The sequence below is a fragment of the Bacteroides sp. L008 genome (assembly GCF_040812255.1).
GTDB classification, from domain to species: domain Bacteria; phylum Bacteroidota; class Bacteroidia; order Bacteroidales; family Bacteroidaceae; genus Bacteroides; species Bacteroides vicugnae.
On the sequence record NZ_JBFNXO010000001.1, the window covers coordinates 2,802,484 to 2,824,966 of the forward strand.

Annotated in this window: 14 protein-coding genes; 4 read left to right on the forward strand and 10 right to left on the reverse strand. The window is 43.1% G+C overall.

What is annotated here, in order from left to right:
* Positions 1–112 precede the first annotated feature (112 nt).
* Positions 113–1,399: a serine dehydratase subunit alpha family protein gene (locus AB3G73_RS11165; RefSeq protein ID WP_074557628.1), complete on the reverse strand. Its 1,287-nt coding sequence runs from the start codon at positions 1,397–1,399 to the stop codon at positions 113–115.
* Between the two features lie 133 nt (positions 1,400–1,532).
* On the opposite strand from AB3G73_RS11165, the gene AB3G73_RS11170 reads away from it, so the two are divergent.
* Both AB3G73_RS11170 and AB3G73_RS11175 read left to right on the forward strand, forming a co-directional pair.
* Positions 1,533–2,618 carry a PCMD domain-containing protein gene (locus tag AB3G73_RS11170; protein WP_074637574.1) on the forward strand — a complete coding sequence of 362 codons (1,086 nt, stop codon included), beginning with the start codon at positions 1,533–1,535 and terminating at the stop codon, positions 2,616–2,618.
* 32 nt (positions 2,619–2,650) lie between these two features.
* Positions 2,651–3,436 carry a porin family protein gene (locus AB3G73_RS11175; RefSeq protein ID WP_074637572.1) on the forward strand — a complete coding sequence of 262 codons (786 nt, stop codon included), beginning with the start codon at positions 2,651–2,653 and terminating at the stop codon, positions 3,434–3,436.
* Here AB3G73_RS11175 and AB3G73_RS11180 read toward each other — a convergent pair.
* A complete protein-coding gene (locus AB3G73_RS11180) occupies positions 3,433–3,999 on the reverse strand; it encodes a calycin-like domain-containing protein (protein ID WP_367744918.1) in 567 nt (188 codons plus the stop codon). The genes AB3G73_RS11175 and AB3G73_RS11180 overlap by 4 nt on opposite strands.
* Before the next feature lie 161 nt (positions 4,000–4,160).
* On the opposite strand from AB3G73_RS11180, the gene aroC reads away from it, so the two are divergent.
* Positions 4,161–5,237 carry a chorismate synthase gene (gene aroC / locus AB3G73_RS11185; protein WP_004306728.1) on the forward strand — a complete coding sequence of 359 codons (1,077 nt, stop codon included), beginning with the start codon at positions 4,161–4,163 and terminating at the stop codon, positions 5,235–5,237.
* Positions 5,237–6,601, forward strand: coding sequence for a dipeptidase (locus AB3G73_RS11190; RefSeq protein WP_074637567.1), 1,365 nt, complete (start codon positions 5,237–5,239; stop codon positions 6,599–6,601). The genes aroC and AB3G73_RS11190 overlap by 1 nt, the downstream gene beginning before the upstream one ends.
* Before the next feature lie 110 nt (positions 6,602–6,711).
* On the opposite strand, the gene AB3G73_RS11195 is transcribed toward AB3G73_RS11190, so the two are convergent.
* The 8 genes from AB3G73_RS11195 to AB3G73_RS11230 form a co-directional block, all read right to left on the reverse strand.
* Positions 6,712–7,770, reverse strand: coding sequence for a linear amide C-N hydrolase (locus tag AB3G73_RS11195; RefSeq protein ID WP_074637587.1), 1,059 nt, complete (start codon positions 7,768–7,770; stop codon positions 6,712–6,714).
* A 143-nt stretch (positions 7,771–7,913) separates the two neighbouring features.
* Positions 7,914–9,947: a hypothetical protein gene (locus tag AB3G73_RS11200; RefSeq protein ID WP_217721700.1), complete on the reverse strand. Its 2,034-nt coding sequence runs from the start codon at positions 9,945–9,947 to the stop codon at positions 7,914–7,916.
* A gap of 785 nt (positions 9,948–10,732) precedes the next feature.
* Positions 10,733–12,907: a DNA topoisomerase 3 gene (locus AB3G73_RS11205; protein ID WP_148365148.1), complete on the reverse strand. Its 2,175-nt coding sequence runs from the start codon at positions 12,905–12,907 to the stop codon at positions 10,733–10,735.
* A gap of 257 nt (positions 12,908–13,164) precedes the next feature.
* A complete protein-coding gene (locus AB3G73_RS11210) occupies positions 13,165–14,724 on the reverse strand; it encodes an endonuclease/exonuclease/phosphatase family protein (RefSeq protein ID WP_195649096.1) in 1,560 nt (519 codons plus the stop codon).
* Positions 14,725–14,748: 24 nt separating this feature from the next.
* Complete coding sequence (locus tag AB3G73_RS11215) at positions 14,749–16,506, reverse strand: RagB/SusD family nutrient uptake outer membrane protein (RefSeq protein WP_259023366.1); 1,758 nt, start codon at positions 16,504–16,506, stop codon at positions 14,749–14,751.
* A 19-nt stretch (positions 16,507–16,525) separates the two neighbouring features.
* Complete coding sequence (locus AB3G73_RS11220; protein ID WP_367744921.1) at positions 16,526–20,047, reverse strand: SusC/RagA family TonB-linked outer membrane protein; 3,522 nt, start codon at positions 20,045–20,047, stop codon at positions 16,526–16,528.
* A gap of 179 nt (positions 20,048–20,226) precedes the next feature.
* On the reverse strand, positions 20,227–21,372 hold the full coding sequence (locus AB3G73_RS11225; protein ID WP_367744923.1) for a peptidase M26: 1,146 nt from the start codon (positions 21,370–21,372) through the stop codon (positions 20,227–20,229).
* 32 nt (positions 21,373–21,404) lie between these two features.
* Positions 21,405–22,388, reverse strand: a complete 984-nt coding sequence (locus AB3G73_RS11230; protein WP_217721705.1) for a FecR family protein — start codon at positions 22,386–22,388, stop codon at positions 21,405–21,407.
* Positions 22,389–22,483: the final 95 nt, after the last annotated feature.

The following is a 22,483-nucleotide window of genomic DNA, read 5'->3' on the forward strand; positions in this document are numbered from 1 at the left end:
ATAAAGTATTAAATATAAAGTATTAAGTATTAATTCCGTGCGGACACAGCCGGGCTTTAATACTTAATACTTTTTTTATGCCGTTATTTGAGCTAATACTTAATACTTGAAATCAGCATCCTTTATGCGTCATGATGTCAAGCACCATTTTATCCGTTTCGTTCATGGCTTGCGAGCCGATTCTTGTCAGGTTGCGGATACTTTGATCTACATCTTCGTCGATAATTCCCTCTACGGAAGTCACACAACGGTCTTCCATTGCCATCATTGCAGATAATACAGCTGTCGAAACTCCGGTAGTTACTTTCAAAGCACAACTCGGTTTTGCACCGTCACAAATCATTCCTGTCAGATTAGCAATCATGTTTTGAACGGCGAAGGCAACCTGATTGTAGTTTCCCCCCATCAACCAGGTGATTCCACAACTGGATCCGGTGGCAGCTACCACACAGCCACATAAAGCGGACAGACGTCCTAAACTTTGTTTGATGTATATAACAGTAAGATGGCTTAGCATTAAAGCACGGATAAGTTCTTCTTCGCTCTTTCCGTTCTCTTCGGCAAAGACAACGACAGGGAGTGTAGCGGATATCCCCTGATTACCACTGCCGGAATTACTCATGACAGGAATCATTGCACCCGCCATCCGGGCGTCGCAAGCAGCTGATGTATAAGAGAGAATATGAGAAAATACGCTGTCACCCATCACTTTATGTTCGTAAGTTCCTCGAAGCATTTTACCTAGAGAATGTCCGTAGTTACCTTTAAAGGCTTGCTCGGCAGCAGCTTTATTCAAACGGGCTGTATCAAGGATAAAACGGATCTCATCCAGCGGAGCAGTCAGTGCAAAGTCATAGACTTTACGCAAGTTTAATTCGAGCGAAGCATCTTCCTCTTCCTCGCTGACTGTATGTTGCTTGTCGAGCAATATCTGTTCACCCTTGGCTATATATATAAAGGTGGTATGTCCACCGGCAATGATAGCTTTAGCTGTTTTATCTCCCGCTTTACAGTTCACCTCGATATAAAGCTTTTCCGTAATATCTTCTTTCAGAGAAATACAAATCCGTTTTTCTGCAATAAACAGTTTTCCCTGCTCCACCGCTTCCGGCGTACAGTCCCTCAATACTTCCAACTGGTAGTCTGATTTGCCAATCAACGCACCTAAAGCTACAGCTATGGGAAGCCCTACCATACCCGTCCCCGGGATTCCGACTCCCATGGCATTCTTTAATATATTAGCACTTAACAAGACGTCTATCTTCTCCGGTTTCACTCCCAGCGTTTCAGCAGCCTTAGCTACACAAAGCGCTACTGCGATAGGTTCCGTACATCCAATAGCCGGAATGACTTCTTTCTTAATCAATTCTATAATTTGCCTTCTTTCTGATTCAGTCATGGACTTATAAGTTTTAGTTCCACAAAAATAGGAAATTCTTTCTTTTCCAGCATTCTATAATGAACAAATAAAATCTCATATTGTTATAAAACCTTCCATATACCAAACTTTAACAGAAAGAATTGATAGAAAAATGAAAGCAAAACACGTGATTCTCTATTTGCTGCTGGCTATTGTTTCCTCTTCTTGTATCCGCGAAGAAGCTCTCAATGCAGAAGCAGACATATTAAGTTGCATACTACCGGGAGTAGCCATGACAACCAGTCCTATTATTAACAATAATTCCATCACTATCTTCGTCGGTCCGGGAACTGATATTTCAGAACTTACACCTGAATTTACATTGACTCCGGGAGCTACAATTAGTCCCCTTAGCGGTACGGAGCGAAATTTCAATACTCCACAAGAATATACTGTTACAGCCGCCGATGGTGTTTGGAAGAAAACGTATATCGTATCGGTTATCGACACCGAACTTGCCACGAACTATAATTTCGAAGATACGCTTGGCGGAAAGAAGTACTACATATTTGTAGAACGCGAAGGAGATAAAGTCGTTATGGAATGGGCCAGCGGAAATGCGGGCTATGCCATGACCGGTGTAGCTAAAACAGCTGATGATTATCCTACTTTCCAAATAACGGACGGAAAAGCCGGCAAATGCCTTTCTTTAGTGACACGCAGTACCGGATTCTTCGGACAGTTAGCAGGAATGCCCATTGCGGCAGGAAATCTGTTTATCGGTTCCTTCGATGTAAACAATGCGATGAGTAATCCGCTTAAAGCAACTAAATTCGGTCTTCCTTTCCGGCATGTACCTACTTATCTGGCAGGTTATTATAAATATAAAGCAGGAGATCAGTTTACAGAAGGAGGCAAACCTGTAAATGGGAAACGGGATATCTGTGACATATATGCCATCATGTACGAAACCAGTGAATCTGTTCCAACTCTTGATGGGACGAACGCGTTTACCAGCCCAAATCTAATTTCAACAGCACGGATTGATAATGCCAAAGAAACAAATGAATGGACTTACTTTAAGCTTCCTTTCACCACTCTCCCCGGCAAATTCATAGATAAGGAAAAGCTAAGGGATGGAAAATATAATATAGCCATAGTGTTCACCTCAAGTCTGGAAGGAGATCATTTTAACGGAGCAATCGGAAGTACGTTGCTCATTGATGAGGCCGAGTTAATCTATCACTCGGAAAATTAGTAAAACTAAATAACTTTATAACAACAAGAACGATGAAAATCTATCCGTATATATTCAGCTTACTAACCTGTATAGGAATAGCCCTCCCCGGCTATGCACAGGTTGATCGAAATGAAACACTGATCCGTTCCGCCCTTCACGGACTGGAATATGAGATAAAAGCAGGTTTCAGCATTGGCGGCACAGCCCCGCTTCCTCTTCCGGTGGAAATCCGTTCCATTGACGGATATAACCCGACATTAGCTATCAGTATAGGAGGTGAAGTGACCAAATGGATTGCCGTTCAGAACAAGCTCGGAATTATAGTCGGATTGCGGCTTGAAAACAAAGCAATGACTACCGAAGCCACTGTGAAGAATTATAATATGGAGATTCTCGGGCAAGGAGGTGAAAGAATCAGTGGAGTATGGACAGGCGGAGTAAAAACCAAAGTACATACCGCCGGACTGACAATACCTCTAATGGCTACCTACAAACTAACCAACCGGTGGAACATCAAAGCCGGGCCTTATTTCTCCTATCTGCTTTCAAGAGAATTTTCAGGTCACGTATACGAAGGATATTTGCGGGAAGATAATCCCACCGGTCCGAAAGTAGAGTTTACCGACGGCAAAATTGCAACATACGATTTCTCGGACGATTTGAGACATTTCCAATGGGGACTACAAGTAGGAGCCGGATGGCGAGCCTTCAAACACCTCAATGTGTACGCCGATCTTACCTGGGGATTGAATGATATATTTAAAAACGATTTTAATACGATCACTTTTGCCATGTACCCCATCTACTTGAATATAGGTTTCGGGTATGCTTTTTAAGTCCCACTAGGCTCTGCCACCTGCTTCACTCCGAAGTAGGTTACTTTCACCGTCTGTTGCAATGCAGGCACTTTCACATTAATAGTCATGTCTGCATTTCCATCTTCTACAGTTCCCGTAACTGTCACAGGGCAAGTACCCAAAGAGGCGGCATCTCCTTCAAACGTAAGGTCTTGCTGTCCGGTGAATGTAGACACACCTTCCCCCTTCTTCACTTCACATTTATCAATGACAATATCTCCAAACTTTAGTATCTGCTGATTGATGAACAATTCAAAATCCTTCAGTTCAATCTTCACTTCCGTATTGCTGACCTGCGAGAGCGTGATAAACTTCTCTATTCCGTCGCCGATGACAATTTCCTGGTCAGAACCATCCGGTATCATGGATATATCCAGATTTCCCCAATACGTTCCGATTACATCCGGAGCCGTTATCACAGCTTCCTCTTCGGGAGGATTCTCGTTATTCTTGTTATCACTGTTGTCATCGTCACTGCTACAAGCAGCAAAGAAAGTTAGAGCACATACCAATGCCAATAAATACAATAGATTCTTTTTCATACGTCTTTGGTTTAGTTATTACAATAAATTCGTCCTTTATAAACTAAAAAGAAGAAAAAAGGTTCAATATGCTTCCTTTTTCGAAGTTATTTCGAGTTCGCAACTTTCTTACCGAAAACTTTGTTATATTTGCATATAGTAATTTTAAAAAAGCCACAACTATGTTTAATTCATTTGGCAATATCTTTCGACTCACAAGTTTCGGTGAGTCTCATGGAAAAGGAATTGGAGGAGTGATTGACGGATTCCCATCAGGAATTACCATCGACGAAGAATTTGTACAACAAGAACTAAATCGCCGTCGTCCGGGACAATCAATCCTTACCACCCCACGCAAAGAAGCTGATAAAGTAGAGTTTCTTTCAGGTATTTTTGAGGGGAAATCAACCGGGTGTCCTATCGGTTTTATCGTTTGGAATGAAAACCAACACCCCAATGACTACAACAATCTGAAAAATGTATATCGTCCTTCACACGCTGATTACACATACACGGTGAAGTATGGAATCCGTGACCATCGTGGCGGCGGACGTTCCTCTGCACGCGAAACGATTTCGCGCGTTGTAGCCGGTGCATTGGCTAAGCTGGCACTCCGCCAACTGGGAGTCAACATCACTGCCTATACCTCGCAGGTAGGTCCTATCAAGCTTGAGGGTACTTACTCGGACTATAATTTCGACCTGATAGAAACCAACGATGTACGTTGTCCGGACCCTGAAAAAGCAAAAGAAATGGCAGACCTTATCTATAAGGTAAAAGGTGAAGGCGATACCATCGGAGGTACACTGACCTGTGTCATTAAGGGATGCCCCATCGGATTGGGACAACCTGTTTTCGGTAAACTTCATGCTGCCTTGGGTAACGCCATGTTAAGCATCAACGCTGCCAAAGCATTCGAATACGGCGAAGGATTCAAGGGATTGAAAATGAAAGGTTCCGAACAGAACGATGTTTTCTATAACAATAACGGACGGATCGAGACGCACACCAATCACTCCGGAGGTATTCAGGGAGGATTGAGTAATGGTCAGGATATTTATTTCCGTGTAGTGTTCAAACCGATTGCCACGCTGCTGATGGAACAGGAAACTGTCAACATTGATGGCGTCGACACCACTCTGAAAGCACGCGGACGTCATGACGCTTGCGTATTACCTCGTGCCGTACCTATCGTAGAAGCAATGGCCGCCATGACTATACTCGATTATTACTTACTGGATAAAACGACGCAACTCTAATGAACGAGATTCAGAAATACATAGCGGCACACGAACCTAAGATGATGGATGACTTGTTCAGCCTCATCCGCATCCCCAGCATCAGTGCTTTGCCGGAGCACCACGACGATATGCTGGCTTGTGCGGAACGCTGGGCACAGCTGTTATTGGAAGCAGGTGTGGACGAAGCATTGGTAATGCCCTCACAGGGCAATCCGGTTGTTTTCGCTCAAAAGATCGTAGACCCGGATGCAAAGACTGTATTAATCTACGCTCATTACGATGTGATGCCGGCCGAACCATTGGAACTCTGGAAAAGCGAACCGTTTGAACCGGAAATACGTGACGGACATATCTGGGCACGTGGAGCGGATGATGACAAAGGACAATCGTTTATTCAGGTGAAAGCTTTCGAATATCTCGTCAAAAACGGATTACTAAAAAATAATGTGAAGTTCATCTTCGAGGGTGAAGAAGAAATAGGTTCGCCCAGCTTGGAAGCTTTCTGCGAAGAACATAAAGAATTGCTGAAAGCAGACGTTATTCTAGTGTCGGATACGAGTATGCTAGGAGCCGAACTTCCCTCATTGACTACTGGTCTGCGCGGGCTGGCTTATTGGGAAATAGAAGTGACGGGACCGAATCGTGACTTGCATTCCGGACATTTCGGAGGTGCGGTAGCCAATCCGATCAACGTGCTTTGCCAGATTATCAGCAAAGTAACGGATGCCGACGGACGTATCACTGTTCCCGGATTCTACGATGATGTGGAAGAAGTGCCGCAAGCCGAACGGGAAATGATAGCCCATATTCCCTTTGACGAAAAGAAATACAAAGAAGCAATCGGTGTAAAAGAGCTTTTCGGAGAAAAAGGATATAGCACATTGGAACGTAACAGTTGCCGTCCGTCTTTTGACGTATGTGGCATTTGGGGCGGATATACAGGAGAAGGTTCTAAAACCGTACTGCCTTCAAAGGCTTATGCTAAAGTCTCTTGCCGGTTAGTGCCGCATCAGGATCACCATAAGATTTCGCAAATGTTCGCAGATTATATTCTTAGTATCGCTCCTGATACAGTACAGGTGAAAGTGACTCCCATGCACGGAGGACAAGGATATGTGTGCCCGATTTCACTTCCTGCCTATCAGGCAGCAGAGAAAGGTTTCGAAATCGCTTTCGGGAAAAAGCCGTTGGCGGTACGCCGTGGCGGAAGTATCCCCATCATCTCTACTTTCGAACAGGTATTGGGAATCAAAACCGTATTGATGGGATTTGGACTCGAATCGAATGCGATTCATTCTCCAAATGAGAATTGCTCATTGGAGATCTTCCGGAAAGGGATAGAGGCAGTCATAGAGTTTCATCAGGAATATGCCAGACGATAAAGCGGATAAATAACAATCAAGTTATAAACGATACATATAAAAGAATGGTGGACAAGCTTGATTACAAGCATTTGTCCACCACTCTTTTATATATCTATCACACTGACAAATTACATGACCGGAGTCTCGAAAAGGAAGGTAAATGATTGGCTGTCTTTCAAATCCTTCACTGCATCACCTGCATAAATTTCGCCCTTTGTCAGAGACAGTTTCTTAATACCGGCTTTCGGACTAAAATCAATTTTCTTCAAATCCAGCCAAAACAAATTCGGAGTCAGGGTAGATTCGAAATAATATACCTTATTCTTCTGATCGGATACGGAACGCCAACGGGTAGAAGATATATAAGGCTTCTCCGGTGTATTAATACCAAATGGCACGGAAACATTACGCATCACACTCAATACGCTGGGAACTGCAATCTTTGCATCCGCAATCTGCGGAATGGCATGAATGTAAAATGAAGCCCGTACAAAACGGTCGCTTGCCCGGTTAGTTCCCGGCAACATCTGCAAGCCACCGATTTCTTTCCAGTAATCATTAATGGCCAACTGATATTCATATCGAGGAGAATTTGTCATTACCCGGTATTCTTTTCCTTCGTGAATGCTCAATTTCCCATCCAGATATTCCAATACGGCCGTATTGCCTGTTTCATCAGTGATAGCCAGATGCAAGGTAGACTCCGGTCCTCCATTCGGCATACGGGGAGCATCAATGCGGAAAGTCTCCTTTTTCAATTCATCCACCGCTTCGCGTACTGTGGCAAAGTTATCAAGCACATACTGTGTCCAAATGCTGATGCCCATTGCCGGACGGGTATCACCGGGAAGAGAATAAATGGATTCCGGCAAGAAAAGCAGGCTAGCTACTAATCCTTTCTCGTTCATTCCGTCACAAGTACCTATATCATATCCTGTAGCAATCACACTTCCATATTTGGAAGTCCAGTTCACTGTTTTTTCCTTATTATGTCCCATACGTTGGATGCCACGCGGAAATACATAGATATTCGTCATGATATCTTCTTTCCAGTCCATTGTACGTCCCGTTACCACCATCTGGTCAGGGCCTATATACACCGCACGCGTACATGCTTCTACAGGCTGTATACTCATCAAAGAGACGGTAGCCAACACCAATGCAACTCCTGCTAATTTTTTCTTCATATTCATTCTATTTAAATAATTGATCTTCTTATTTATAATAAGAACAAATGCACCACAATTATTCCTCAAAAGAAAGATGATTTTAATGAAAAAAAGGCATTTATTCAATGCAGGAAGAAATTTTAGGTTTTCAACGTAAAGGGTTACGCCAGTTTATAAAGTTCATATCCTCCCAATGCCAGTACATAGGGCAGATTAAGAATAACGTCGGCATCCTTCTCCACCTCTTCGGGGTACTTTTGCAACAATTCGTTGAAAGGCATAATGAGAGGGTGTTGCAAGAAAACTTTATCTTTCACCTCGGCACGTCTCCAGCCAGCCACCGTACGCTCGGCATTCCATCGGTATTTCTCCATGCGCACCAACAGATACAAAACTTGAGACGGTAGATTCTCATTGAACATAGATACGGATATACGCGCCGGCGAACGGTCGCTCCGCTTAATACCGTAGCCTAACGTGCGACAAAACACACTATAGGCATCCAGTTGATAGCGGTTAGCCCAACGTAACGGCTCGCTCAATTTATTCCACAGATAGTGTGCCTGGTGATTCATCAAAATGAAGTCGGCAGAGTGGCTGCTATAAGATTCATACATCTTCTTCAACACCTCTTTCTGCTTGAGGCTTTCATCCGTATAGCAACAATCGTAGAGGTAATTCACATACAAAGCGAGTTTATCCTGCAAGATGTTTTTCTTCATCCCCCTATCTACCATGCCGAACACCTTGACATAACGATAACGCCCTTGCTCATCATCCACTATCGACGACAAATCGTTATTGAAATCCTGACGGATAAGTACACGACATTGATGCTGATAAACCTCATGCGGTAAATTGAGTCCTAATGAGAGACTCAAATCGGGATCATGCACACAAATAGCCACTGTAAGCATACAGTGTTTATTTTGTGCCCATTGTTGTAGACGGGTGCGCATAGCAGTACTACAAATGTCGTCATGGCAATATTCTACCTCAATATCGTCTATCTGACTCTCGATATAAGGAAATTGAGCTTTGAAGTAGTCTTTCTGTGACTCCATCTCTCGATCTACTAAAGTGATGCGGGTACGTATGCGTTCATCTGCCGGCAGACGGTCATCGTAATTGGCATAATGGCAGATACGTAGTGCTTCAAGCAACAGCGAGCGTCCCATCCGGTTGAATCCCACAATAACCAGATGCACATAGTCTTGACTAATAGCACTCCAGCTTCCATCAGGTTGTTGCGTTATGCTTATGGGGCGATAGTCTAGCGGATCATAATATCTTTCACTATCGGCAGCATAGAGACTCCATAGTTGCCGGGCCAGATTCTCGTGGAGGTTAAAGGGACGGAAAAAGATATTAGGTTTCCCCTCAATGCAAAACACCTCCGGCGGCAGATTCATTTTCTGTATGTTAGAGTACGAAGGGATGCTGTCGAACTGCACATATACAGGCATCACCTTGCCATCGGGGCATTTGCCACGCAAAGCACTCACCAAATGCACAATCGCTATATTTTTAGCATCGCGTCCGCAACGTTCTTCATCACCCAATACATACACTTCACTCGCGCTCACTATGTTCAACCGCTGAAGTTCTTCGATCGACTCAATGTTGCCAAAGTAAACAAGCACCTGCCGCTCTATTTCGATGGGCAAGGCAGACTGTATGCGATGGCGCACCGTTGCTGCCTCTATACCGCTCATCAGCAAGATACGTGCCGAAGGACATTCGTTATATAGTTCGCGTATCATATTGATAGATAGTTCATTGAAGCCTATCAATACATAGTGTTGAGTTATGTTGCGGTAAGTCATTCGCCCCGTGTTTACCACATCCACACGCCGCTCTATAATGTTGGAAATGGTAGAGATGAGCACACCGCCCAATAAAATGGATCCCGAAAAGCTAACAATTCCCAGCAATAGCCTGCTGGACCAAGCTGTCTCGTTCATTTGGTTACCAGGATCCACAAAGTTGTTGTACACCACCCAGAGCCTTTCGCCCCATTCCTCATGTCCATAAAATTGGATAGAGAAGAACATCACGATGATAAAGAAGATAGCCAGCACCGTAGCAATAGTAACGAGTAACAGGGTGAGCTGCGACTTGATACCCCCCGAAATGGTGCGATCCATATACTCTTGTGAGAATATCTTCTTGTAGTAGTTTATAAAACGGTTCATGCTTATAACTTATTGATGGCAAAACATACAGGTTCTGCCCATATTGTGTACATTTCGAGCTATTTGTCCTGATAATCGTATCATATCATGCACCAATACCATATAATCCGTATCAATGGGTTTTGGTTGACAGTCGTGTTTCATAAATAGAACATTTAGAGTTGTGTACAAATATAGTATTTTTCAACAAACCAGGTAGCTTTTCACTTAACTATTTTCAGCAGTGTACTTTACCTTGTCATCGTATGGCAGCATATAAAATGAAATTCACCAGTGCAAGAAGACATTAATCACAAGATAACAGCTATGGAACGAAATAAAATTCGTATAAAGATCGAGTAAGATATTCTACTTCCATAAAGTAATATCTCCATAACCTTTATTGTATTTAAGATTATTCAATGCATAGATTTAAGATTTTCTATGCAGAAAACTAGAATCTTTTATGCACTCGAGTAGTTGTCACGTTACAACGGGACAATGGTCACCTTATAGAATGACTAATGTCACTTTATAAGGTGATATTAGTCATTCTATAAGGTGACCATCTATCTCTGAAAGGATGAAACCACTAAAGATACAAAATAAATCAGTAAAAAGCAATAGTAAGGCAGGAAATTTGTCTGGACTGCAAACACACTTAATTTGTTTCAATGCAGCATAATAAAGAGGCCGCATTCATATAATGCAGATTAAATCTAACCTGTTAATTGCAGAACCTCCATCTCTCACTCTCTTCGTGATATGACGGTCTTTTTACTCCCAATTATCTTACCCCTTTTATATTAGAAATTTTTCCGGAAAGTACATCCATTTCTCCATTCCGAACATCCGTAAGCAGTTTTTCCTTTAATAATAGTTCCCTTACCACAAAGCGGACATGGCTGACCTACAAACGTATCTACATCACCTGCAGCAGAAGGAGTTGAAGCAGGAGTAGTAACCGGAGCCGGAGAAGGTGCCGAATTAGAACTTACTTCGTTTGCCGCTTTTCCTGTTTTTGGTTTCTTTTCTTTCGGTGCACTTGATTTACGTTCGCGCTTTTTAGTTTCTTTCTTTTCTTTCTCTTCGGCTTTTGCAGCTACTGCATCCTGAATAGTAATGCGTCGGTTTGTGTTATCAGAAAGTACACTCATCACTATTTCCGAAACCATCTGTTTCAGTTCTTCAAGAAACTGGCGGGCATCGTATGTCTTCTTTTCAATTTCGCGCAACTTCTTTTCCCAAATACCAGTCAGTTCTGCCGATTTCAATAATTCTTCGTGAATGAGCTGCACCAACTCCACTCCTGTCGGGGTGGCAATCAGGTTCTTTCTTTCTTTACGAATATAGTTCCGTTTGAATAATGTCTCAATAATGGCAGCACGGGTAGACGGCCGACCAATACCATTCTCTTTCAAGGCATCACGAAGTTCATCATTGTCCACCAGTTTTCCGGCTGTCTCCATTGCACGAAGCAAAGTTGCTTCGGTATAAGGTCTGGGCGGCTGCGTCCATTTTTCATTCAGGTCGGGAATGTGAGGACCACTTTCTCCTTTTACAAAAGCAGGAAGTACATTTTCATCCTCTTCCTCTTTTTCTTCGGTAGGTTCTTTTACATCTTTGGCAAATACAACACGCCATCCCGGTTCCAGGATTTGTTTTCCGGTTACCCGGAATTCTATCTTATCCACTTCGCCCATGACTGTAGTAGTAGAAATCTTACAGTCCGGATAGAATACGGCTATAAAACGACGGGCTATCAAGTCATAGACACGACGTTCCATATCCGTCAGGTTTTGAGCATAGACTCCGGTCGGGATAATGGCGTGGTGATCCGTTACTTTCGAGTTGTCAAATACCTTTTTTGATTTAGGAAGTGTAGTGCCGGCTAACGGAGCTGTCAAGACTTCGTAATCACGAAGTCCTTTCAGGATAGCGGGACATTTCGGATAAATATCATCACTCAAAAAAGTAGTATCGACACGCGGATAGGTAGCTACCTTCTTCTCATAAAGAGACTGGATCAGTTTCAGCGTTTCATCAGCTGAATAAGCGAATTTCTTGTTGCACTCTACCTGAAGAGAAGTCAAGTCGAACAAACGTGGGGCGAACTCTCTCCCGTCTTTCTTGCCAACACTAGTGACTACAAACGGAAGATCCTTTATACGTTCTACCAATGCCTCACCTTCTTCCCGGTTAGCAATAGGGTCGATACCCGGATTATCTATTTTCTTTTTTCCACCGTTCTTTTCTTCTTCCGCAGCTATTTCTTCATCACTTTTGCGAATAAGTGCGGAAAAAGTAGTATCCCGATAGTTGGTTTTCAGTTCCCAATATTGCTTGGGTTCGAAATTGGCTATTTCCAACTGGCGGTTGACAATCAGTGCCAAGGTCGGTGTCTGCACACGACCAATGGAAAGCACCTGTTTATTTTGACCGTATTTAATGGTATAAAGACGGGTGGCGTTCATTCCCAATAGCCAGTCACCCATCGCACGGGAAAGTCCGGCTTCATAGAGTGATTGAAAATCAGTCTGATCTTTCAGCTTCGCAAACCCTTCCCGGATAGCTTCTTCTGTTAATGAAGAAATCCACAGCCGTTTCACCGGACAGCGTGCACCTGCTTTCTGCATCACCCAACGCTGAATCAATTCTCCTTCTTGCCCGGCATCACCGCAGTTGATAATTTCATCTGCGTTCTGCATCAGTCCCTCGATAATGTGGAATTGTTTTTCGTATGTAGGATTCTCTATCAGCTTGATGCCGAAACGTGGAGGAATCATTGGCAGACTACCTAAATTCCACGATTTCCAGTTAGGCGTGTATTCATGCGGTTCTTTCAGGGTACAAAGATGCCCGAATGTCCAGGTCACCTGGTATCCGTTTCCTTCTATATATCCTTCTTTTCTGGTATGAGCGCCGAGTACTTCGGCTATATCGCGTGCTACTGATGGCTTTTCGGCTATGCAAACTATCATTTTTTTCTCTTCTTGTTTTTACACTAACAGTTTACAAAGTTACACGATTATTTCTCATTGACCGCATGAAGAGAGAAAAAAGTCCATAAAGTCATAGATCGGAGAAAGAATGATAACTTCAACTAAATAGTTTTCAAGATGTACCACTTTCTCCTTTTTTATACCACTCCATTTGATGTTTGATAAGCTATATAATGAAGCTGCACAGTTCTACACACGATATGTGCATAGCTCTGTGCAGCCTCTCTATAACGTTTCTATTTTAAACCGGAGAAATCACAGAAAAGAGGATAATGTGTAGAAGCAACGGTCACATCTACTCCCGATAGACTTTCTATCACATCAGTCTGCGTCACGTTTACGTTGTGACTCTTCAAAGACACGATAAAGTCAAGGCGACGTTTCTTACCACTGACTTCGGTAGACTTATCAGCACTAAGAAGATTCCAGTTACTCTTCACCATTTGGAAAAACTCGCTTTCCAAGTCGCCCTCATTGAAGTATCCTAACAGGAATGCAGGTTTATTATAGGCGGACAGTTTCGTTTCTAACGTTTGAAGGGCCTCTATACGCTTTGCCATATCCGTATCGAAATTGGTACTGGCTACTACAAACTTTTCATATTCCACTACCATGGCTGCACGCATCTCGCTCTTTCCCGCCATTTGGTATCTGTCTACACTTACAGGTTCTTCTTTTGTCAGTATACCAACACCGAATTCACCGCCTTTATAATCAATGGCTTTAGCAAAGTAATCATGCATATTCGTTTTCTGTGCCAGTACGTTCAACTGGTCGATACCTTCCGAACGTTCCGTTTCCTTATCCAGTCCCTGCAAGCAGACAATATCCGCATTCATTTTGGCGATAATACGTCCTGTCCGGTCGTAATCAATCACGCCATCTGTGCCTTTACAATAGGTCAGGAAATAGTTACCTATGCGCAGGTCACCTTCTGCCTTCGGATATTCTTCAAGTCCGGCCGGCTTCTTAAAATCACAATAAAGTGGATAATGGTCGGAAGTTATTGCTACGTTGACACCATCCAGGTTGTATATTACATTCGATTTTACCACAGTGGTAGGTGGAGTTTTCAAAGTAACAACAAAATCAATCCGTTTGGTAGCCTGTCCGGTAGGAAAAGTGTTTTCTGTAGAACTGACAACCTCCCATTCTTTCTTCAGTTCCGTAAAGAATGTGCCATTCATCAAGTCCTCGTTAAAGTCACCAGCCATATAAACCACTTTATTATATGTTTTGGCAAGGTCTGTGAGCTGTTTTGCAGATTCAACTCTATTATTCTCTTCCAAAGCCAAGTGGGTGGAGATAACTACATAGTTCTCAAATTCAGCTATGGCAGCAGAACGGAGTTCGGCACCGGGAAGGGGATAAGTCTTCGTGCTGATCGGCGTCCCTTTGAACAAAAGACCGTTACCGTATTCACCACCCTGATAAGCGATTGACTTACTAAAATAGTGGTTCATGCCTGTTTTATCCGCCAAGGTTTTCAGTTGGTCGACTTTATTACTACGGGTAGTCATGTAGTCCACTTCCTGCAGGCAAACGACATCGGGTTCCATTCCGTTGATAACAGCGGCTGTCCTGTCATAATTAATCACGTCATCGTTACCGGCACAATGCCTTATATTAAAGGTCAACACTCTAAGGTTCCCCTCCCCTTTCGGATAAGTATAGGAAACTTCCTGTTTACCGTAAGGTATCATATTATCGAATTTAGAGTTGTCCATGTCGTCGGCACAGGACAAGTTGGCAAACACGGTTGCCAAAAGACATATATAAGAAATCATATTTTTCATAAGAATTTATATTTCTGAATCTAATTAATTAAAGTTCAATCCGTCATTCCAACCGGGATTCTGTGTTATCACACCATTGGACAAAGTACGTTCGCTGATAGGAACAGGGTACAAATAATCTCTGTCTTCATTCCATTTCTTGGTAATCAGACTATGACAGATGATATAACCACTTTCACCATTCGACAAGCGAATCTGCTCGCCAATCTCTAAATATAAAGGTACATTTCCGGCAGGTTTTGTTCCTACGTAGAAACAGACATCATCCGTACCGTCTTTATCTAAATCGTAAGTACCGGGCCCGGGAACATAGATTCCCAGCAGATCGTTCTCAAATAGTTTACCTTCTTTCCAACGCATGATGTCGTAATAACGGAAACCCTCCATTGCCAGTTCTATGGTTCGTTCGCGACGGATTTCAAGGATTACTCCCTGATTGGCTCCTTTCACATTCGGATAACCTGTGGCAGCACTCATCAAATACGGGTCGGGTTTTGAATTTGCCAGTTCCATATCCAGGTTAGTCATTCCTACCCTGTCTCTAAGTAATTTAATAGATTTATTGATGTCAGCTTGCTTCAAAGTGCCCAGTTCGGCTTTTGCTTCTGCAAAATTCAGATACACCTCTGCCGTGCGGAACAGGGGAATATCGTTGCACGATTTATTATATTCATCGTAGTTAGCCGTCATCGAATATTTTATCAGGTGATATCCGGTCATGGTATAAGCCAGGTTCGGGGCTTCTTTCTTTGTACTTCCAATTCTCGTATATCCAGGGGTACGGATGGTTTGTGCCAGTCGTGGATCCCGATTCTGACATTCCTGATCGAATGTCATCGTTTCATAACCGGCTTTATCCGTGAAACGGCTTCCGTCCGCCATCAGATAAGAATTCACTATCTTCTTGTTCATTCCCGGACGTCCCATTGTGGTGGAGTTCTCATAATTCTGCACATTATGAAGCACAGAAAGAGAAGCTTCATAGTCACGGCCGAAAATCACTTCATCCGCTTGTAGATTTATGGAAGCGAATAAATCCCTGTAAGGTGTGCTGCCCGATTTATAGAGTGTATATCCGCTTTCGTTCATAAAGGTTTCAGAAGCCGAGACACAGGCATTCAGGTATTTTTCATAATCCTCCAGTCCATGATATTTGCGGAAAGTACCCTCAAACAGGCAGACACGGGATTTCAGGGCCAATGCCGTCCACCGGGTCAGTACATACGCATTCTTCGTTTTCGGAAGATTGGCTATCGCAAAATCCAGGTCCTCCAGCATTTTCTGCATGACAAATTCACGTGAGTCACGGGCTTTATACAATTCGGGATCATCCGAGTCGAGTGCTTTGTCATACCAGGGAATATCGCCGTATCTCTTCACCTTCTCAAAGTAGAAATAAGCTCTGAAAAAACGGGCAACACCATCGTAACGGTTACGGGCATTCACTTCCGTGCAGTTATGGGAATACTGCAGATAGAAATTAATATCGCGAAGTGCCGTAAAATTCCAACCGTTTCCTTCATCGGGTATGATGCGCTGTCCGGACATTTCGAGCATCAAGTCGGACTTGACAATCAAATCGGACGACTCGGAATAAATATCGACAGCGGACGGAACCAGATTGTTATAAAACTGATTCGTAAATAATCGCAACTCATCTTCAGTCTTGAAATATACATCCGGATACAGGCGGTCTTTTGGTGTCTTATCCAACCAATCGTCGCAAGACACGAAAGATATCGCCAATGCGAACAACCAAGATACTATATAAACAGGTTTCATAATTCAAATATTAGTTAGTTTAAAAAGTTACGTTCACTCCAAAAGAATAGGTCTTTGACCAAGGGTACAACTTTGCGTTACCATTTGCCGATTGGATGGAATTTTCTGCCGATGCTTGTTCCGGATCAATGTAGTCGCTCTTTAGCGGAGAGAAGGTAAACAGATTCTCACCACTGAAATAGATATGCAGGCGCTCTATCTTTACCTTCTTCGTCCATACGGCGGGAATCGTATAGCCTACTGTGATATTCTTCACTCTGCAATAAGCCAGATTCTGCAAATAACGATCATTCACCACTCCCAAAGAACGGTTGTTGCCGAGGGCAAGATACCCTATCGGGCGCGGGAAATAGGCATCGGGATTTTCCGGACTCCATACCTGACTCAAGAAATCGCGTGGAATGAACGATGAATACGGACGAGCGTATGGTCCCCAAAAGAATACAGAATTAGTGCCCGGATACCAGTCTTGATGTCCTACTCCCTGAAGATAGATGGAGAAGTCGAATCCATACCAGTCGAAACCACCTTGAATACTGTATGTATAGCGCGGTAATGAGTTTCCGATTATTTTGCGGTCGCCCGGATCATCTGCCGTGTTCGAGCCGGAAGATATTGTATGGTCGCCATCCAAATCAACAAATTTCATATCACCGGCGTGAAGTCCCGGATTCACCTGCGCTGTATTGATAACGAAGTTGACTGCTGTTTGGTCGACATTATAGTTTGCCGCTTCTTCGTCTGTTCTGAAAAGTCCGTCCACTACATATCCCCAGATATCTCCCAATTTCTGACCTACATAATAATCACTCAATATCTTGGAAGGATTATCGAATTTGGTTATTTTCGATGTATTATCTGCCAAACCTACGGACAGGTTATAACGGAAAGGTTTGTTTGCCAGTTTGAAAGCATCATTCCAAGTCAGCATCAATTCCCAGCCTTTGGTACACAAGTTGGCTGCATTTTGCTTGGGCTCGTTGGCTCCATAAGCACCGGGAAGTTTTTTACCGGAAGTTTGCATACCTTTAGTATCACGAACATAGGCATCGGCAGTCAGGTTCAGGCGGTTGTTCAGGAATCCGAGATCCAGTCCTACGTTCCAAGTCGAAACGGTTTCCCAGGTCAGGTCAGCGGAGTTCGGGTCGGAGACACTTGCATAAGAGCCTTTCTTCTGATCGCCAAAGATATAATTCATTGTACCGTTGGTATTAATGGTTTGGATATAATCGTAATATCCTACCTGCTGATTTCCTAACGAACCGTATGAGAGACGCAATTTCACATTATCAATATTCTTCTTTAAATTCCCGAAAAACGGTTCTTCACTTATTCTCCATCCTACGGAAGCCGAGGGGAAGAAACCGAAACGGTGTCCGCTTCTGAAACGTGAACTTCCGTCATAACGTCCGCTTGTCTCAAATAGGTAACGACCTCCTTTATAGGAGTAATTAAGACGATAAAATGCTCCCAAAAGCGCATATTCATTCTGTCCGCCGGACATAGTCATCGCATCTCCGACTGCCAGATTTAAGTCATTCAAGTCATCGGAGAGCAAACCCTGGCGGGAGACTTTGATATCTTTCAGACGCTTGGTTTCATAATTGTAACCTGCCATGATTTTTATCTGATGGTCGGCAATATCCAGCATATAATCACCATAAACATTGAAAGCCTGATACCAATGATTGGTCTGTGTTTCCTTCAACTGATTCACACCGCTTCCGGTAGTCAGATAGGATATCTCACCCGGATATTTGGAATATGGTACATTTACTGTTCTGTTCATGGTCTGATAGTTATAGTGCAGGTAGCTGTAGTTTGCACGGACATTCAGGTTCTTCATTACATTGAAACTTGCTTCGAAAGTCGTGGAAAACTCATACCGCTGGTCTTCATTCTTATGTTTTCCATAAGCAAGGATAGCTCCCATGCCATCCAAAATGGCAGAATTGCTCAACGAAGTCAGATACACTGCACTGCCATCCGGATTAATGGGTACAAAGCTCGCCAGTGCATGATTCACCGCAGTATTGAAGTTGTTATTAATACCCGATAATCCCGGATAAGAGTAACTATTATAATGGTACTTCGTGTTATTGCTGATTGTCAGTCGTGGAGTGATCTTTGCCGAGATTTTACTTCTGAAATTATATACCTTATATTTATCAGGATTCTGTCTGAAGATACCCGTTTGGTCAACTGTATTTCCTGATAAATAATAGTTCAACTTTTCATTTCCCCCACTGACACTGATATTGTGCTCCCACATCGGTCTGTTTTTACGATAAAGATAATTATACCAGTCGAAGTTACCGTAATAGACGTATGTATCTCTTCCGTCACGTTGGTCGGTAACCACCCAGGGACGTTCGGGATTCTCCGTTTTATCATTCCGGCGCAACCAAAGCTGGCGGTAGTCTTCTTCCGTATAGTTGGTATAAGGCTTTCCGTTATAATTGGTATAAAACAAGTCGTTGATACCTGCCGAGTAATATCCCCTGGTTTCAAAATCAGTAGAAGTCGTCTGATTGCTCCATGAATATCTTCCATCATACGAAACGGTAGTCTTACGGGCTGAACCTTCTTTGGTAGTCACGAGGATAACGCCATAAGAAGCACGAGCTCCGTAAATAGCGGCCGAAGATGCATCTTTTAATACGGAAATGGAAGCGATGTCATTTGGATTCAAGCGGTCGATATCCCCTTCTATTCCGTCAATCAGCACTAATGGCGATGCATTGCCACTGATAGAATTCACACCACGGATATTGATAGTTGCCGAAGCTCCCGGATACCCTGACCCAAAAGTTACATTCATATTGGGCACAGTCCCTTGCAACATCTGTGAGGCTCTCGGCACGGGTCTGTCTTCCATCGCTTTACTGTCTACTACTGCAACAGCTCCCGTCAGGTTTATTTTCTTTTGAGTACCGTAGCCTACCACCACCACTTCTTCCAGCGTAGCCGTATCTTCCCGGAGTATTACCCTCGAAGATTTCTGCAGGTCGGAGACTTTAATTTCTTTCTTCTCAAATCCGATATAGGACACAACGACTAGGGCATTGGCCGGAACCGAGGACAATGTAAATTCACCATCCAAATTCGTGATCGTTCCCATAGACTGTCCCATCACCTGTACACTGGCACCGATTACCGGGTCACCGTTCACATCGACCACTTTCCCCGTAACCCGATGTAAAGGCTGCGATGGGACGGCAGCAGTATTACGTTCTGTTTTCTTTGTGATGATAATCATCCGGTTTTGTAGTTTATACTCTACATCCTTATCCAAAACAGTAGCAAGCACATTATTAACAGTTGCCTGCTGAAAGGAAGCCGTTATCTTCTTGTTTTCATTAACCTCGTCCGTTTTATAGATAATGGAGTACTTCGTCTGCCGCTCAACTTCTTTCAATACCGCCTTCAGCGGCTCATCTTTAAAGACCTTTGTAACTGTCTGCGCCCGTAGTGACTGGACGCCCAAACACAACAGAATCAGGAGAAACAGTCTAAAAAATGAGTTTCTTCGGTCATTCATAATTTTATCAATTAAGTTGTTACAATTTAAAGTGATTTATACTTAAGGATATATATATTCGATTGTAGTATTTCTCTGAATCGCTTCTATAAGATAAAACAACTCATCATTCATCTGCCCAACCCCTATAAAAGCAAAAAAGCAGATTATTTCTGCTTTTTTGTATCGACTGGCTTTATTTATTCAGACCACTGGAATATCGGATAACCGTTCGTTCCTTTTTTCCAAAGATTCGGATTCCAGGCTACGATGATATTCCCCAGTTCTTCCGCTGACTTCGCCACTCCGTGAAAAGTTGTTCCCGTGGCTGATGATTCGTCTGATGCGGTAATCGTTTTTTCATTCACTTTGAGTACAATACTTTCGCAGGTATAACAATTCTCATAACTGCCTAATGAAGCAGAAACCCCTACAATGCGTCCTATGGTTGACGAAGCATCCACTCCGGTCAAGTTACTCCATGCTGCGCTGTTCTTGATAGCAATGTCACAACTTTTGTCAATTTGTCCCAAAATACCGCCTACGCCTCCTTTAGTTGCACTGACTGCTCCGTATGCATAGCAGTTCTCAATAAATCCGCCGACACCTACTTTCCGTCCGGCAATACCGCCTGCTTTTCCGCCACTTGCCGCCTGATCGCTGACCGTTGCATTTGAATAACAGTTCTTTATATAACTTTCCTGCCCATCATAGCTATTTGCCAATACACCGGCTATTCCACCTGCCGCACCAGAACCGATCACTTCACCGGTCGTATAGCAGTTCACAATTCTTCCTGTCTTATTTCCGTTACCTTTATCTTTAAGTCCGAGATAACCGGTAATAATTCCAATCCCCTGCCGAGCAGATGATACAGAAGCATTCACAAAGCCTACATTACGACAATCACCGCACAATACTCCGAAGAAACTCGGATAATCACCGGCAGAACATTTGAAGTTCTTAATGACATGGCTGTCTCCGTCAAAATCTATTTCATAAGGAAAATCACCGGAACCATTCAACGACTGCCAGTCATCAATGCCTGCCATATCAATATCAGCACCTAACTGGAAATAAACTTTCATTCCCGATTTCAACACACTACGCATATTTCTGATCTGCGTAGCATTCATTATCATATAAGGTTTGCTGTCCGTTCCGTTTCCTTTCTCGAACAAACCACCGGCACCGTCTCCATCACCATCACTATTTCCGTCATCCGTTTCCGTTTTTTCGAACGGAACACGAGTATATGAGTCCAAAGGATTAGGGTCAGAACACGAGATTGCAACAGATGCCATCATCAACAGCATCCCAAATCTGCCTATTTGAGTAATATTCATACCTGATTTCTTTACAATTAAACATTGAGTTCTTATCTTATATATATATCCTTTTCCTTATATTCTACTTTGATAGGTATGATTTCTTTCAGTGCGTCCATTACATCTACGATTGTCTCTTTATTACGCAACGAAACACGGAACTTCATATCTCCCAATTTCTCCGACTCTAACTGAATATGCACATCGTACTGACGTGAAAGTTTCTTCACCATCTCTCCTAACGTAATGTCATCATATTCAATCCTGTCTTCCGCCCACGCCATTGCCTGACGTGCATTTACCTTCTTTCCTTTCAACTGTCCTGTTGCCAAATCCAAAGAAATAGATTCTCCTGGAGACATCCGTATCTGATCTTCTTTATAATTCAACTCTACCGCTCCTTCCAGCAAGGTGGTTGTTATATAAGAATCGTCCGAATAGGCAGATACATTAAATTTCGTACCTTTTACCACCACATCATATTCATGCGTCTTTACCGTGAATTGCTTTCCATTCTGTTTAGTCACCTCAAAATACCCCTCCCCTTCCAGCTCTACCACTCGGTCGGCTGTATTAAAATAATTCGAATATCTCAATACGGAACCTGCATTCAGCCACACAACCGTACCATCCGAAAGCTGTATCTTACTCTTATCCCCCAACGGAGCTTCGCAAACAAAGAAAGTCTTTGGCGTAAACAAGTAAATAGCCTGTTGAATACCCAACGTAGTACCGACAATCAATGCTATAACGGCAGCGATACGGGCTATCTTCCATATACCAAGTTTCGACTTTCTCAATAACGGGACAATCGCTTCCTGCGTATACATCTTATGCTTCAAAGCTTCCCATTCGGCATCTGTCTCCGAATCGGTATTCCGGTGATTCATCCATTCCCTCTCCCACTGACGGAACCTGCCATAGCCACCTTCCACCTGTTCGATATATTCGAACAGATTCTTTTCGTCAGCTCTTGATATGCGTCCTTCAAAATACTGAATAGCCAATTCATGGATATTTTCTTCTTGCTTCATTATATTCACTTTCTATAAGATGTAACAACCCATATTTCTTTTACCCAACCTCTGAAACAAAAAAAGCAGAAAAAACTTTCCTGCTTCTTATTCTT

Coding starts and splice junctions, on each gene's coding strand:
- AB3G73_RS11165 (WP_074557628.1), bottom strand. CDS start 1,399: ATGACTGAATCAGAAAGAAGGCAAATTATAGAATTGATTAAGAAAGAA.
- AB3G73_RS11170 (WP_074637574.1), top strand. CDS start 1,533: ATGAAAGCAAAACACGTGATTCTCTATTTGCTGCTGGCTATTGTTTCC.
- AB3G73_RS11175 (WP_074637572.1), top strand. CDS start 2,651: ATGAAAATCTATCCGTATATATTCAGCTTACTAACCTGTATAGGAATA.
- AB3G73_RS11180 (WP_367744918.1), bottom strand. CDS start 3,999: ATGAAAAAGAATCTATTGTATTTATTGGCATTGGTATGTGCTCTAACT.
- aroC (WP_004306728.1), top strand. CDS start 4,161: ATGTTTAATTCATTTGGCAATATCTTTCGACTCACAAGTTTCGGTGAG.
- AB3G73_RS11190 (WP_074637567.1), top strand. CDS start 5,237: ATGAACGAGATTCAGAAATACATAGCGGCACACGAACCTAAGATGATG.
- AB3G73_RS11195 (WP_074637587.1), bottom strand. CDS start 7,770: ATGAAGAAAAAATTAGCAGGAGTTGCATTGGTGTTGGCTACCGTCTCT.
- AB3G73_RS11200 (WP_217721700.1), bottom strand. CDS start 9,947: ATGAACCGTTTTATAAACTACTACAAGAAGATATTCTCACAAGAGTAT.
- AB3G73_RS11205 (WP_148365148.1), bottom strand. CDS start 12,907: ATGATAGTTTGCATAGCCGAAAAGCCATCAGTAGCACGCGATATAGCC.
- AB3G73_RS11210 (WP_195649096.1), bottom strand. CDS start 14,724: ATGAAAAATATGATTTCTTATATATGTCTTTTGGCAACCGTGTTTGCC.
- AB3G73_RS11215 (WP_259023366.1), bottom strand. CDS start 16,506: ATGAAACCTGTTTATATAGTATCTTGGTTGTTCGCATTGGCGATATCT.
- AB3G73_RS11220 (WP_367744921.1), bottom strand. CDS start 20,047: ATGAATGACCGAAGAAACTCATTTTTTAGACTGTTTCTCCTGATTCTG.
- AB3G73_RS11225 (WP_367744923.1), bottom strand. CDS start 21,372: ATGAATATTACTCAAATAGGCAGATTTGGGATGCTGTTGATGATGGCA.
- AB3G73_RS11230 (WP_217721705.1), bottom strand. CDS start 22,388: ATGAAGCAAGAAGAAAATATCCATGAATTGGCTATTCAGTATTTTGAA.